General features: G+C 56.9%; 12 protein-coding genes. 9 read left to right on the forward strand and 3 right to left on the reverse strand.

Annotated elements, in window-relative coordinates; genetic code table 11:
* Nucleotides 1-63: 63 nt before the first annotated feature.
* The 4 genes from ALO43_RS24765 (at nt 64) to ALO43_RS24780 (ending at nt 4,775) form a co-directional block, all read left to right on the forward strand.
* A complete protein-coding gene (locus ALO43_RS24765; RefSeq protein WP_024690659.1) occupies nt 64-957 on the forward strand; it encodes a LysR family transcriptional regulator in 894 nt (297 codons plus the stop codon).
* A 144-nt stretch (nt 958-1,101) separates the two neighbouring features.
* On the forward strand, nt 1,102-1,794 hold the full coding sequence (locus tag ALO43_RS24770) for a hypothetical protein (protein ID WP_054998244.1): 693 nt from the start codon (nt 1,102-1,104) through the stop codon (nt 1,792-1,794).
* Between the two features lie 224 nt (nt 1,795-2,018).
* Complete coding sequence (locus ALO43_RS24775; RefSeq protein ID WP_005886794.1) at nt 2,019-3,989, forward strand: putative bifunctional diguanylate cyclase/phosphodiesterase; 1,971 nt, start codon at nt 2,019-2,021, stop codon at nt 3,987-3,989.
* Nucleotides 3,990-4,064: 75 nt separating this feature from the next.
* On the forward strand, nt 4,065-4,775 hold the full coding sequence (locus tag ALO43_RS24780) for a GntR family transcriptional regulator (protein ID WP_024670789.1): 711 nt from the start codon (nt 4,065-4,067) through the stop codon (nt 4,773-4,775).
* Here the strand turns inward: ALO43_RS24780 and ALO43_RS24785 are convergent, their stop codons facing one another.
* The 3 genes from ALO43_RS24785 to ALO43_RS24795 form a co-directional block, all read right to left on the reverse strand.
* The gene (locus tag ALO43_RS24785; RefSeq protein ID WP_024670788.1) at nt 4,776-5,726 is read right to left on the reverse strand and encodes a PDR/VanB family oxidoreductase; all 951 of its coding nucleotides are present in this window, start codon (nt 5,724-5,726) and stop codon (nt 4,776-4,778) included. It lies immediately after the preceding gene.
* A gap of 72 nt (nt 5,727-5,798) precedes the next feature.
* Nucleotides 5,799-6,863, reverse strand: a complete 1,065-nt coding sequence (locus ALO43_RS24790; RefSeq protein WP_024670787.1) for an aromatic ring-hydroxylating dioxygenase subunit alpha — start codon at nt 6,861-6,863, stop codon at nt 5,799-5,801.
* 146 nt (nt 6,864-7,009) lie between these two features.
* Complete coding sequence (locus ALO43_RS24795; RefSeq protein WP_054998245.1) at nt 7,010-7,897, reverse strand: LysR family transcriptional regulator; 888 nt, start codon at nt 7,895-7,897, stop codon at nt 7,010-7,012.
* 126 nt (nt 7,898-8,023) lie between these two features.
* Here ALO43_RS24795 and ALO43_RS24800 point away from each other — a divergent pair, with 126 nt between their 5' ends.
* The 5 genes from ALO43_RS24800 to ALO43_RS24820 all read left to right on the forward strand — a co-directional run bounded on the left by ALO43_RS24800 (nt 8,024) and on the right by ALO43_RS24820 (nt 14,353).
* Complete coding sequence (locus ALO43_RS24800; RefSeq protein WP_024690655.1) at nt 8,024-8,788, forward strand: gamma-glutamyl-gamma-aminobutyrate hydrolase family protein; 765 nt, start codon at nt 8,024-8,026, stop codon at nt 8,786-8,788.
* Between the two features lie 111 nt (nt 8,789-8,899).
* A complete protein-coding gene (locus ALO43_RS24805; RefSeq protein ID WP_005886806.1) occupies nt 8,900-9,448 on the forward strand; it encodes a cupin domain-containing protein in 549 nt (182 codons plus the stop codon).
* A 227-nt stretch (nt 9,449-9,675) separates the two neighbouring features.
* The gene (locus ALO43_RS24810) at nt 9,676-11,280 is read left to right on the forward strand and encodes a hybrid sensor histidine kinase/response regulator (protein WP_005886808.1); all 1,605 of its coding nucleotides are present in this window, start codon (nt 9,676-9,678) and stop codon (nt 11,278-11,280) included.
* Between the two features lie 386 nt (nt 11,281-11,666).
* Nucleotides 11,667-12,686, forward strand: a complete 1,020-nt coding sequence (locus tag ALO43_RS24815) for a hypothetical protein (RefSeq protein ID WP_005886810.1) — start codon at nt 11,667-11,669, stop codon at nt 12,684-12,686.
* 191 nt (nt 12,687-12,877) lie between these two features.
* On the forward strand, nt 12,878-14,353 hold the full coding sequence (locus ALO43_RS24820) for an ArnT family glycosyltransferase (protein WP_054998356.1): 1,476 nt from the start codon (nt 12,878-12,880) through the stop codon (nt 14,351-14,353).
* Nucleotides 14,354-14,357: the final 4 nt, after the last annotated feature.

A 14,357-nucleotide genomic window follows, 5' to 3' on the forward strand; every position in this document is an offset into this window, starting at 1 on the left:
TGGACGTGCGGATTATTCCCGTCTAATCTAGTTATTGACTTGATTGATACCTGGATTGGATCAATGTTCGAGCTTTCGCAATTGCGCTGTTTCACCACCGTGGCGACAGAGCTGAATTTTCGGCGCGCCGCCGAACGACTCAACATGACCCAACCACCGCTGAGTCGACAGATCCAGTTGCTGGAACACAATCTTGGTGTCGAGCTGTTCACCCGCAGTACCCGTAGCGTGGCACTCACCGCCGCAGGTCGGGCTTTTTTCATAGAGGCTCAGACGCTGCTGGAGAGGGCGCAGCAAGCGGCCATTGCCGCTCGACGTTTCGCGGAAGGTGACATCGGGTCGGTGACCATCAGTTTCGTGGGGAGCGCGGTGTATGAGTTTCTGCCCAAGGTGATTGCAGAGGCTCGGTTAAACCAGCCGCAGGTGAAGATTTCCCTGACTGAAATGAACACCTGTCAGCAGCATGAAGCACTGAGGGCTCGGCGCATTGATCTGGGTATCGTTCGGGCGCCGCTGTTCCAGCCTGGTTACGAGAGCGAATGCCTGGTGCGCGAGCCTTTTGTGCTTGCGGTGCCGGGCAAGCATCCGCTGGCTAGCGAGGACAACGTAGGTGTGGCTGACCTCGATGGCGTTCCTTTTCTGATGTACTCGCACTCTGCTTACCCGCCATTCAACGAACTGCTGACCGGCATGTTTCGTTCGGCGCAGGTGGCGCCGGAGTATGTCCAGTGGCTTGGATCATCACTGACCATTCTGGCGCTGGTCAATGCCGGCATGGGGCTGGCGCTGGTGCCGCGATGCGCGACCAACGTGGTGTTCAAGGACGTTGTGTTTCGTGACATCGACCTGGGTGAGGGGGTGCAGAGCGAGTTGCATCTGGTCTGGCGTTCAGACAACGACAACCCGGCTTGCAGAATGCTGCTTGAAGCGATCCGCACCGCAGTAAGGTCTTATTAAAAACATGCCTGAAACAAGGTGCAGCTGGCCGGCGTCGACTATCATTTGTTCAGTCGATAGTCATCATCAAGCAAGGCAAGTTCTGTTTTTCCGGCAAAGGAGGAGGATGGCGTCATAGCCACTTGCTCCAAGGGAGACGACGCGATGAGAATGTTCAATCTGTTGACGCTTGCTGCTGTGTTGACAACCGCTAGCGTATTTTCGGCACCCGCCAGCGCTGCCGTCTCGTCCGCCACTCCAGCCTCCGAACAGTCCTGCCACTTCGCGCCCGTCGCCGACAGCGCCGCCAGTCTTCGGCACACACAGACAGTGGGTGTGCTGTACAGCGAAAACACCCTCACCAACCTGCAGTATCTGAACAACTACCATTCGATCGCGCTCGGGAGCGGGAAAAACCAGGCGCTCGATTCACGTATCCGCAATGCATTTATCAGCAGTTCAGACCCCAAGCTGGCGACAGACTGGCTGGTGGGGTCTCTGAGCAAAGAGTTCGCTTCCGTAACGGTCTACGACAACCTTGACGCACTGATGCTGGCGCGCCCGGACGTCGTAGTGATGCTCGACACCTATAACCGGCTGGTAAGCAAACGCAACAGTCAGGTCGAAGCGCGTTTCATGGCCCGGTTTTACGACAACAACCTGCAGTACATTGGCAAGGCAGAAGGCGAGGTGGTGAAGGACATCACATCAGTCTGGGTGCAGGGCAAGGCTGCGCCCGAGATTGCTGCACAGATCAAGCAGCAGCGTGAACTTCAGGTCAGTGCATTGAAGCAGTTCGATGTGTCGCTGAAGTCGCTGGTGATGCAGGCTGATCGTGCCCAGGTGGCGGCGAACTGAGCGTGACTTGAAGATTCATCACAAAGCGTCTGCAGGATGTCTTGTCGCGGTGGCTGGCGCACTGTGGCCTGTCTGTTTCACTCAAACCGATGCGCGGTTCGGTTTTACTGTAAAGAATTAATCACCGCTGCCGAGAGCATTACAGGTGAGCAGGTTACAACCCTGCTCGCATGATGAGCAGCAAGCCACGTGCGCTTTGACTGTAGTGACAGAGAAGCCTTGCGATGCTGAAAAAACTACCGGGTGCCTTGCGTACCCTGATGTCCGTGCCTTCCGATAATCCCCGGCTTTTGCAAGCCCAATACGTCGCTTTGTCCCGACAACTGCCGCTGATGTACTTCGTGCTGTTGGTCAATACCTGGGCGCTTGCCTTTACCCATTGGGCGACTGCTCCGATTTGGCTGACGTTGCTGGTGCCGACAGTCCTCACCATCGGGTGCGGCATTCGCGCGCGCAAGTGGCTGCTTTCGGTAAACAAGCCGCCGCCAGCTTCAAGCACGATTCTGGCGACGTTGCGCGGTACCAATGGGCTGGCAGGTATCATCGCCGCCGCCTTCGCGGGATGGTCCTTGGCGCTGTACCCCTATGGCGACTCCTATACCCAGGCGCACGTGGCGTTTTTCATGGGTATTACCGTGATTGTGTGCATTTTCTGCATGATGCATTTGCAATCTGCAGCCTTGACCACCGCGGTGATCGTCAATACAGCGTTCGTTATTTTCTTTGCTTCGACGCACAACATCACGTTTATCGCCACTGCGGCGAATATCGTGCTGGTGTCTATCGGTATGCTGATCATTCTTCGCTATCAGTACCGCGACTTCACCAGCCTGGTGAACGTCCAGGTCAGGACTGAACAGCTGAGCAACGAGAACCTGTTGCTGGCCAATCAGGATAGCCTGACCGGCTTGCCCAATCGTCGGCAGTTTTTCCAGACACTGGATACGGCGATGAACGAGGCACTGCTGCAGCGCAGCGGGCTTGCGGTGGGTGTGCTGGATCTGGACGGGTTCAAGCCGGTCAACGACCTGTATGGCCATCGTATCGGTGATCGGCTGCTGATGCTGGTCGCCGAACGGCTGAGCAGCGCTGCCAGCGATACAGTGCATGTGTCGCGGCTGGGCGGTGACGAATTCGCGCTAGTCATCAAGGGCGACATCAGTAACGAGGCGTTGCTGATGTTCGGCAAGCACCTTTGCACATTGATGCATGAAAGCTTCGAGCTGTCGGAAATCCCGATCCAGATCGGCGCGACCCTCGGTTTCGCGACGTTTCCAGCCACCGCCGACAATGCCACCCAGCTGTTTGAATATGCCGATTACGCCCTTTACCAAGGCAAGAACCACAACCCCGGGTCCACTTGCCTTTTTTCGGCCGGTCACCGTAAACAGCTGCATACCGATGGCGTAACCGAGCAGGCATTGCGGCGGGCGAATCTGGAGACGGAGTTTCACGTCCTGTTTCAGCCGATCATTGAAAGTTGCACACGTGAAACAGTGGCTTTCGAAGCGCTGGCACGCTGGAACAGTCCTGAACTCGGCGCAGTATCTCCTGCGCATTTCATTCCGATTGCCGAGCGGATCGGCATGATCAACAAGCTGACCGTACCTTTGCTGACGCATGCACTGCAGCGAGCATTGTCCTGGCCATCGCCGATCAAGCTGTCGTTCAATCTGTCGGCCCATGACTGCGCGACCTGGGAAAGCGTCAATAAAATTGTCGAGATCATTGAAAACAGCGGTTTTGACGCGTCGCGCCTTGATCTGGAAATCACTGAAACGGCCGTCATGCAGGACATTAACCAGGTTCAACAAGCGATTGCCCGGTTTCGCCAGTTGGGGTGCGGGATCTCCCTTGACGACTTTGGCACCGGTTACTCCAGTCTTAGCCAGCTGCACGCCCTGGCGCTGACCAAACTGAAGATTGATCGCAGTTTTGTGACCGGCGTGCATGACAATCCGGCCAGTTATAAGATCGTCAAGTCGCTGGTAGCCCTGAGCCTGGACATGTCACTGGGTTGCGTGATCGAGGGGGTCGAGACGCAGGACGAGCTGAACGCGCTGACGAGCCTGGGCTGCACGATGGTACAAGGCTATTTCTACAGCCCGCCGATAACGTTCGCCGAGACACTGGTGTGGATTGAAACGCCGGATGACGAGCGCACATTTGGTTACGCAGCTTCGTGCCCCATCTGATCTATTGCGCCTGAGCCATTCAGCATCGCGCGAGTGGGGTAATATGCATTTTTCTATGCCCACGGAATGCTGTTCATGAGTAAACCCGGACAGACTGTTCTCGTTGCACTGCGCAAAATGATTGCATCAGGCGAACTGGCGGCCGGTGAGCGCTTGATGGAAGTGCCGACTGCGCAACTGTTCGGTGTTTCACGCATGCCGGTGCGCATGGCCTTTCGTACGCTGGAACAGGAGGGCTTGCTGGTGCCCTTTGGCGGGCGGGGCTTTCAGGTACGTTCGATCAGCCCACAGGAAATCGCCGGCGCGGTAGATGTGCGTGGAGTGCTTGAAGGGCTGGCGGCTCGGCAACTGGCCGAGCGTGGGTTGACCCCGCAAGCCCGTGACGAGCTTCAGGCGTGCCTGGATCTAGGCGATTCGCTGTTCGAGAAAGGCCACGTCACCGAAGATGACCTTGAGGTTTATCATGACCTGAACATGCGTCTGCATCGGGTGATTGTGGAAGGTAGTGGCAACCGGGCTATTGCCGATGCGCTGGCGCGTAACGATCATCTGCCTTTTGCGTCGGTCACGGCACTGGCAGTTGATCGCAATAACCTGATTCGCGAGTACCGACGCTTCAATTTCGCCCACATGCAGCATCATGCTGTGGTCGATGCGCTTATCAACGGCCAAAGTGCCCGCGCTGAGGCGATCATGCGTGAGCACGCCAATGCGACCTTGCGCTATGCCGAGATTTTCGGTACCTGCGTGCCCGAGCGCATGAAGGTCATTCAACCCTCCGACTGATCAGAGGTCGATGACCAGCAGAGGCGTCCTGGAGCGCGAGCAGCAGGGCGTGAACTGGTCGTTGAGCGCTTGCTCGTCCTCGGTCAGAAACAGGTCCCGATGGTCGGGGATGCCTTTCAATACCCGCGTCAGGCAAGTCCCGCAAACGCCTTGCTCGCAGGACAGCGGAATATCGATGCCGTGGCTTTCAAGCACCTGAGCCACAGTCTTGTTGGCCGGAATAGCGATGACTTGACCGGTGCTGGCGATCTCGATCGAGAAGCTGTCGTCGTTGCTGGTGTCTACCGGCTCGGCGGAAAAATACTCGCGATGCAAATTGTCCTCGGACCACCCCGCACTGCGCGCGCTGTCGAGGATGTGCTGCATGAACCCACCCGGTCCGCAGACGTACAGATGACAGTCGGGTTTTGGGGTAGCCAGCACTTGGGCTGCGTTCAGTGCAGTGCCCGGTTGCTCATCGAGGTGCAGCGTTACCCGGTCGGCGAAACGCGACTGCTTCAGACGCTCGATAAAAGCCCCTCGTTCGGCAGAACGCACGCAATAGTGCAGCTCAAAGTCGGCGCCGTCCAGGTCCAGTTGTTCCGCCATGCAGAGGATCGGCGTGATACCGATGCCGCCACCAAACAGCAGGCTACGACGGCTGTTCTCGGCCAGGGGGAAGAGGTTGCGCGGTTCGCTGATGCGTAACTGCGCGCCTGCCTGGATCTGCTGATGCAGGCTGCGCGAACCACCGCGTGAGGCCGGGTCGTTGAGCACGCCGATCAGGTATCGATGGCGCTCGTTCGGGGCGTTGCACAGCGAATATTGCCTGATCAGACCATCAGGCAGGTGGACGTCGATGTGCGCGCCGGCCGTGAAGGGCGGTAGTGGCTGCCCATCGGTACGCACCAGTTCAAAGCTGCAGATATCCAGCGCTTCGTCATTGCGTGATGACACCGTCACGTCGATCATGATGTTTCCTCGGGTGACCGCTGCAGGGTCACTTCTGATTGTTCTCAAAGCGTCTGGCTGGGGTTTTGAACGTCACTTCGTGGCCATGACCGGGATCTGTTCGCCAGGGCTGGCCCGCTCGGCGGCGATCAGGCGTTCCAGAATTTTGCGTGACTGCACGCCACCGGCATCAATGTTGAGCTTGAGCAGGTTGCGATGGGGGTGCTGCAGCAGGTTCTGTTGCTGGCGCTCGAGCATTTCCAGGTCTTCGCTGAAAATCTTGCGCTGACCTTCGCGGATGGTGGCTGTCAGCGACTCATCAGCTGGATTGAAATTGCGCGCCATCCCCCAGAAATACCAGATGGATGTGTCGGTTTCGGGCGTGATGAAGTCGACGACGATGCTCGACGCCTTGAATTCCTGGGGTGCTTCATAGCCACCCTTGCCAGCATGGGCGACGCCGACTTCGATCAATACATGGCTGGGCGGGGTGAAGCGACAGATCTGCCAGCGATCTACCGGCACGTCATCCGCAAGATTATTACCGCGCAAGGCCATTTGCCAGAATGGCGGCGGCATGATGTTTTCCATATGGCGCGCAGTGACGACTTCTTCGCCTTCGACGGTGGTGACGGGCGGCGCTTCGTCGATCTCCTTCTGGCCGATGCTTGAGGCATGCACGTAGGTTTCGTGCGTAAGGTCCATCAGGTTGTCGATCATCAGGCGGTAGTCGCACTGGATGTGAAACAGACCGCCGCCATAGACCCATTCATCACTGACCGCCCATTCCAGATGATGGATCAGTGCAGGGTCCGCTTTTTCCCTGTCACCCGGCCATACCCATATGAAACCGTAGCGCTCGACGGCTGCAAAAGTCTTGTTACAAGGAAAACCCCGAACCCGCTGGCTTGGCATCGACACCGTCTTGCCATCGCTGCCCATCACCAGGCCGTGGTAACCACACACCAGTTGACCGTTCTCGACATACCCCAGCGAGAGCGGAGCGCCACGGTGCGGGCAGAAATCTTCGACGGCAACGATCTGCTGATTCTGATCGCGGTAGAACGCCATCTTCTCGTTGCATATCTGCCGGCCCAGCGGCTTGTCGGTGACTTCATCGGCAGTACAGGCGACATACCAGGCATTTTTTGGGTGCATGACGGTTCTCCACGGTTTGCTTATAGGTCTTATGGATCCACAGAATTGCGCACTTGTTTTCCTCAGGATCATTAATGCCACAGGACAGGCATTAATCCAATGATTAATTTAGTTAACTATTATTTAATGGATCCACAGAGCGCCTGTCAGACGGTTTTGTCGATCGTCAATGCCGCTCGCAGTAAAGGCGCCAACGCCTCCAGCAGGGTCTGGACAGAGCGCAGTGCCCGACAGTCGGGACGTGTCAGCAGCCACAGGTCGGTGCTGCAGCCCGCCAGCGGTTCGCTGAGGCGCTCCACACCCGTCAGGCCTCTGACTGTGAAATCCGTCAAGGCTGCTACTCCCAGCCCCGCAGTGACCAACTGGGATACGGCCGACATGCTACTACAGCGGTAGCGCGGTATCACCGCAGGGAATGCCTGTTTACGCCAGATCACTGAGGTGTGGTCCGGCATTGAATCGTCCGGGCTGATCCAGGGCACCGAGGCCGGGTTCTGCTCCTGTGCCTCACGGTAGTCAGGACGACCGCAAACGACGTATTCGGCACGTCCCAGGCAGCGCCCGATCAGATGCTCGGGTGGCGTGTTGGTCAGGCGAAGCGCAATGTCGGCATCCCGGCGACTGAGGTTGGCGAAGGCATTGGACGTCGCCAGCTCCAGGGTGAGTGCAGGGTACTGCGGCATGAACGTCGCAAGCGCTGGCAGCAGCAGACTGTGCAGTACGGCATCGGTACAGGTCAGGCGCACGGTGCCGCTGACCACGTGTTCGCCTTGCTGTAAGGCCACCCGAGCTGCGCTGAGAGCCATCTCGGCCTGCTCTGCCTGCTCGGCCATGGCCTGAGCGGTGTCGGTCGGAATGTAGCCTCGCCGATTCTTTTCAAAAAGGGCTGCACCGAGAGCCGTCTCGAGACGGCGGATTGAGCGAAATACCGTGGAGATATCAACGTGCAGGAGCTCTGCAGCGCGTGCCAGCGTACGGCCACGAACCAGCGCCAGCACCAGTGAAAGGTCTGCATGATTAATTTCATATTGCATGGCTGCAATGTTTCCTTGCCAGAATGCCCATGTCTGTTGCACAAGTGACTATCCTAGACTGCTTCCATATTTTCCGGATAGCTGTATCGGTGCTGTCTGCTCCCTGCTTTTGCCAAGGATTCAACCATGTCACGACTTCCTTTGATCGGTGTCACCGCTTGCCGCCAGCAGTTGGGCAAGTACTCGTCTCATACCGCAGGCGATAAATATGTCGAGGCTGCCGCTTTCGCGGGTATCCCGGTCATCCTCCCTGCGCTGGACGAGCCCACGGAGCCTGCACAACTTCTGGCTTCGCTCGACGGATTGCTGTTTACCGGATCACCTTCAAATGTCGAACCTCACCATTATCAGGGCGCTCCGAGCCTGGAAGGCACTGCACACGATGTGTTTCGGGATCGGATGACGTTGCCGCTGCTCAGGGCTGCCATTGCTCGAGGCGTACCAGTGTTGTGCATCTGCCGGGGTTTTCAGGAGTTGAACGTCGCCCTGGGTGGCAGCCTGCATCAGCGAGTGCAGGACTTGCCTGACTATCTTGATCACCGCGAGCCGCAGAGCGAGTTGCTGTCAGTCCAGTACGCACCGCAGCACCCGGTGCAGGTGCAGAAGGGCGGCCTGCTGGAGTCGCTCGGTCTGGCACCGGGGTTCGAGGTCAACAGTCTGCACAGTCAGGGCATTGACCATCTCGCATCGGACTTGCGCGCGGAAGCGCTGGCACCTGACGGGCTGGTAGAAGCGGTTTCACTGCCCGATGCGCCGGGTTTTGTACTCGGTGTGCAGTGGCACCCGGAATGGGAGTTCAGGGAAAACCCAGTATCGATGAGGCTGTTCACCGCGTTTCGCGAGGCCTGTCAGGCTTATGCCCGGCGTCGTGATGACGCGATCAGCGGCTGAGTGTTGCCGGCAAACGTGATTTAATATCCGGCTTTGCCGCCTCGCGAAATGGAAGATCCGTTGCGTCGGGGCTTTGCTTTATTCATCGGATATCTTTCGCATAAGGCCACTATGGATACGGGAGCACGACTCAAGCTGGTGCGTGAAAGCTACAAGCTGTCGCAACGCGAACTCGCCAGACGCAGTGGTGTGACCAATGCGACGATTTCCCTGATTGAGCAAAACCGCGTCAGCCCCTCGATCAGCTCATTGAAGAAGCTGCTCGAAGGGATCCCTATGACTCTGGCGGATTTCTTCACCTTTGATCAGCCTCCGGGGCAGGATCAGTATGTCTTCCGGGCAGGTGATCAGCCTGATCTGGGCCGTAACGGTGTGCGGCTGCTGCTCGTCGGCGCAACGTTGCCGAGCCGTCAGATGCGTTTTCTGCGCGAGCAGTACGCGCCCGGTGCAGACTCCGGCGAAGAGCCCATCGTGCATAGCGAAGGCGAGGAGTGCGGGCTGGTCACGCGAGGCACTGTGGAGCTGACCATCAATGGTCAGGTCAACATCCTCGGTCCTGGAGACGGCTATTACTTCCCGACCACGCTCCCGCATCGCTTCCGCAACATCGGTCAGGACGAAGCCGAGATCGTCAGCGCCAATACGCCCGCCAATTTCTAGGCGTTCATCTGCATCAGGGCGCAACTCAGCCTCGGTAACTATCGCTGCGCTGAGCCGGTCAACCGACTAGTCGACACGTCAGCCAACGGCCGGTTTTGGCGTTTCTTACCAGTCAAATGACCATAATATGATTTTTATCAGTTGTTCGAGAACCCTTTTGAAGGGCGACCAGTCCTAGCTGTAGAGAATATATCTCTCCTCTTATCAATAGCCTTGGAGTTTCTGGCGTGTCGGAAAATAAAGCCCGTGTCGACAATGATGCAACGGGAGACATCCAGCATCAGGGAAGGGATATTTTTTTCGCAGCGGTTGAAACAACCCGCATGCCCATGATCGTGACGGACCCCAACCGTCCCGACAATCCCATCATTTTTTCCAATCGTGCGTTTTTGGACATGACCGGTTATTCGGCCAGCGAGATCATTGGCACCAACTGCCGGTTTCTGCAGGGGCCGGATACAGATCGGGCGGTGGTGCAATCCATTCGCAATGCGATTCAGGATCGCGTCGATATTTCTACCGAGATCCTTAACTACCGCAAAGACGGTTCTACGTTCTGGAATGCGCTGTTCATTTCACCTGTCTACAACGACGCCGGTGACTTGATCTATTTCTTTGCATCGCAATTGGATATCAGCCGTCGCAAGGACGCGGAAGAAGCCTTGCGCCAAGCGCAGAAAATGGAAGCACTGGGGCAACTCACCGGCGGTATTGCCCATGACTTCAATAACCTGTTGCAAGTCATGGGCGGCTATATCGATCTGATCGGCACGGCGGCGGAAAAATCCGAAATTGATTTGCAGCGTGTTCGACGCAGCGTCCACCATGCCAAGTCTGCTGTTGAGCGTGCCAGCACATTGACCAAACAACTGCTGGCGTTTGCCCGTAAACAAAAGTTGCAAGGCCGGGTGTTGAACCTGAACGGACTGGTTTCCACCACCGATTCGCTTCTGGAGCGTACGTTCGGGCCGGAAGTGATAATCGAAACCGATCTTGAACCAACCCTCAAGAACTGTCGTATCGATCCGACCCAGGCGGAAGTAGCGCTGCTCAACATCTTTATCAACGCGCGGGATGCGTTGATTGGCAGGCCCAACCCCAAAGTGTTCATCGAGACACGCAATCTGGTGGTCGACGAGTTGGCAAACGTTTCCTATGACGGCCTGCTGCCGGGACGCTATGTCAGTATCGCTGTCACCGATAACGGTATTGGCATGCCTGCCAGTATTCGTGACAGGGTGATGGACCCGTTCTTTACTACCAAGGAGGAGGGCAAGGGCTCCGGGCTGGGCCTTTCGATGGTTTATGGGTTTGCCAAACAGTCGGGTGGTGCGGCGCGTATTTATACCGAAGAAGGCATTGGTACAACACTAAGGCTATATTTCCCGGTGGACGAAGCCGGGCTGACGAAAATCGAATCGCCCCAGACAACAGAGAAACGTCTTGGCAGCAGCGAACGTATTCTGATTGTGGAAGATCGTCCGGACGTAGCCGAATTGGCGAAGATGGTGCTGGACGACTACGGCTATGTTTCCGACATTGTCCTGAATGCGCGCGAAGCGTTGAAAAAGTTTGAATCCGGGTGCATGTATGAGTTGCTGTTTACTGACCTCATCATGCCAGGTGGCATGAACGGGGTTATGTTGGCACGTGAGGTCAAACGTCGTTACCCGAACGTGAAGGTGTTGTTGACGACCGGCTATGCCGAAAGCTCTATCGAGCGAACGGATATCGGAGGCTCGGAGTTTGAGGTGGTTTCCAAACCCTGCATGCCTCATGACCTGGCGAGAAAGATCAGGCAGGTACTGGACGGTCCAAACGGAATAGCCTGAACCCATGAACAGTGAGCCGGACAGGATGTGCGGCTCATTCGAACTCCTCCAGTCTTCGCCCACTGCACTTTTAATTCTGCTACCGGCTGCTGCTGATTCTCGCCGTGCCCGCGTGACGTCTTTATCTAATATGCTGCTTGCTTAACTGACAACAGACAACGGGCTGTCCATGCCCACTGTTTATAAACGCAATGCCGAGTGCGCAACTGCAAAGTATTGACACGTCTGAAACAGGGCTGAGACATCTCGCTTCCTCGGTAGACAGTATTTTTAACTGCGCAAAAAAAGGGATGAAAAGTTTTAAACTTCTGCCGTGCCGATCAGGTCATTAAATTGGAACGCAGGTATTTCTGTGTTTTCTGCCAATGACATAAAGGACTACGACTATGATTCGCGACGATCGCATCGCCCCAGGCGCCCCTGTGTATCAGGAAACTCACGCAATGGCCCCGCTGCTTAAACGTATATCCTGGAGTGCGATTCTGGCCGGTGTTGTATTGGCCATGGTTGTATCGCTTTTGCTGAACCTGTTGGGTACTGCTATTGGCTCCGCCAGTATTGATCCCATGCAGGAAGCCGATCCGCTTTCCGGCATCGGTACTGGAGCAGGTATCTGGGTGGTCGTCAGTTCGGTGATCTCGCTGTTCGTGGGTGGCTGGGCCGCAGGGCGTCTGGCTCAGCGTGAAGGGGCTTTCCACGGCCTGCTGGTGTGGGCATCGGTGTCTTTGATCACTGTGTATCTGGTCTCCAGCGCTGTGACGGGCGTGGTTCGTGGCGGCCTCAATCTCGCAGGCAGCGGTATGTCTGCTCTGGGCAGCGGCATTGCTCAGGTAGCGCCGGCACTGGGCAGCAAGATCCAGGACCAATTGCGTGAGCAAGGCATCGACTTCAATCTGGACGATATCCAGGGCGAGATCGAAACGGCAATGCGCCAGACAGGCAAGCCTGAATTGAACCCGGACAATGTCAAGCAAGAGGCTCAGGCCACTCAGCAGGATGCGCAGAACACTGCCAGACAGAGCGCCCAGAATCCTCAGCAGGCCGACGAGCAGTTGGGTGGTTTGATGGACCGTATCAAAGCCAAGGGTGATCAGGCATGGGATGCTGCCGATCGTCAGGCGCTGGTCAACCTGATCAAGGCGCGTGGTAACAAGACCGACGCTGAGGCGAATCAGATCGTCGATCAGGCCCAGGCCAGCTATCGTCAGGCCTATGCCAAGTATCAGGAGCTGAAAGCTCAGGCAGAACAGAAAGCGCGCGAAGCGGCTGAAGTGACAGCCAAGCGGGTTTCGCAAGGTGCCTGGATTTTGCTGATCACGCTGGTGATCTCGGGCCTGGTTGCTGCAGGCGCAGGCGTACTGGGTCGTCGCACTCAGCCACCTGCCAAGGTTGTTGCTGCGATCTGATGCCAGGGTATCGCTCGTAAACTGAATTAAAAGAATGGGGAGCATTATGGCTCCCCATTCTTTTTGCGATCATCGGAATGATGACGCCGATATGCCTCGCGATTAACAATTCCTCAACAATCGCCCGCTTATACTCCCGACAGCTTGATCTCCCTCCTGATCTGACCTTTTTAAATTCGGTACGCGCCTTGATCACTTCCCGTGTTCTCTCGTTGATGCTGTTGAGTGCTGCACTGTTCTTCTTCGCGCTGGGCAATCACCAACTGCAAAACTCTACGGAGCCTCGAGTAGCGGGCATCGCCATGGAAATGCAGCTGAGCGGTAATTGGGTGACACCGACACTGAACCGCCAGCCTTTTCTGGAAAAGCCGCCGCTGAGTGTGTGGCTGGATGCGACGGCTATCCGCCTGTTTGGTGCGACTCCTTGGTCGGTGAGGCTTGCGTCTGCATTTGCGGGGCTGTTGGGCGTTTTGCTGCTTTACACGATGTTGCGTCGTTTTGGCCGCCCAGCCCCTGTCGCCTGGATGGCGGCATTTATTCTTGCGACCCAGGCCAGTTTCTGGAGCAATGCTCGGCAAGTGGGCGAAGACGCCTTGCTGGCATTGGGCGTGAGCACGGCGCTGCTGGCTTTTTTCCACGTCAGCCATCACTCGCGTAACCACCGCCGGGCACTGGGCATGTGGTTGCTGTTCGCTGTGGGCGTTGCTGTGGCGACTATGAGTAAAGGCGTACTGGGGCTTGCCATGCCCGGCGTGGTGATTTTCGCCTGGCTGGTGTGTGAATCCGTGCAGCGAAGACGTGTCGTGCCTGCGCGTTGGCTATTGCCAGCAACATTCACTGCGCTGGCTCTGGTGCCACTGTTGGTATGGTTGTATTTCCTGTACGGACAGGGCGGGGTGCCGTTGTTGAAAGAGGTGCTTTGGACCAACAGTGTGGGTCGCTTCAGCGGCTCGTTCGAAGAAGCCGGTCATTACGAGCCTTTCTATTACTACCTGACCAAGCTCCCCGAAGCATTTTTGCCCTGGAATATTCTTGTGTATCTGGGCCTGTGGCACTTTCGCAAGCAACTTCTGGCCAACCGTTATCTGCTGTTTTTCAGCCTGTGGCTGGCGGCGCAATTCCTGCTGCTGACGCTGGCGTCCAGTAAACGCATGGTCTACCTGATGTCACTGGCACCTGCAGCTGCCGTGATCGCCGCTGAATATGCCTTTGTGTTGGGCGAGAGGTTACAGAGACGGTCTGCGAATTCGGCGTTTGCAGCGTTCATCGTGAGCAACCGCAAGGCCATGACGACAGCGTGCGTGGCGCTGATTGTGGCGGGTTATTTGAGTGCAGCTATCTGGCTGGCGCCTCGGGCGGATCGACATTTGTCGTTCCTGCCGCTGACCGACAAGGTCCATGCGCTGCAGGTTCAGGGACATCACGTCGCATTGTTTCAACCCAGCGAACGGCTGGCAGGCGCCAGTGTGTTCTACAGCCAGAGTCTGCTGGGCACGCTCACGACTGATGCTCAGCTGAGTGCCTTTCTGAAAAGTCCCGGCGACAATATCGCTGTTATGGAAAGCCTGTCACCTCCGCAGCCACCGCTGCGGATCGTGGACAGTGTCAAAGTCGGAGAGCGGATTTACTATTTTGTCAGTCAGGCCCCCGTGGCGGCAGGCGAATGACAAG

The organism is Pseudomonas tremae (assembly GCF_001401155.1).
In the GTDB taxonomy this organism is placed as follows: Bacteria; Pseudomonadota; Gammaproteobacteria; order Pseudomonadales; family Pseudomonadaceae; genus Aquipseudomonas; species Aquipseudomonas tremae.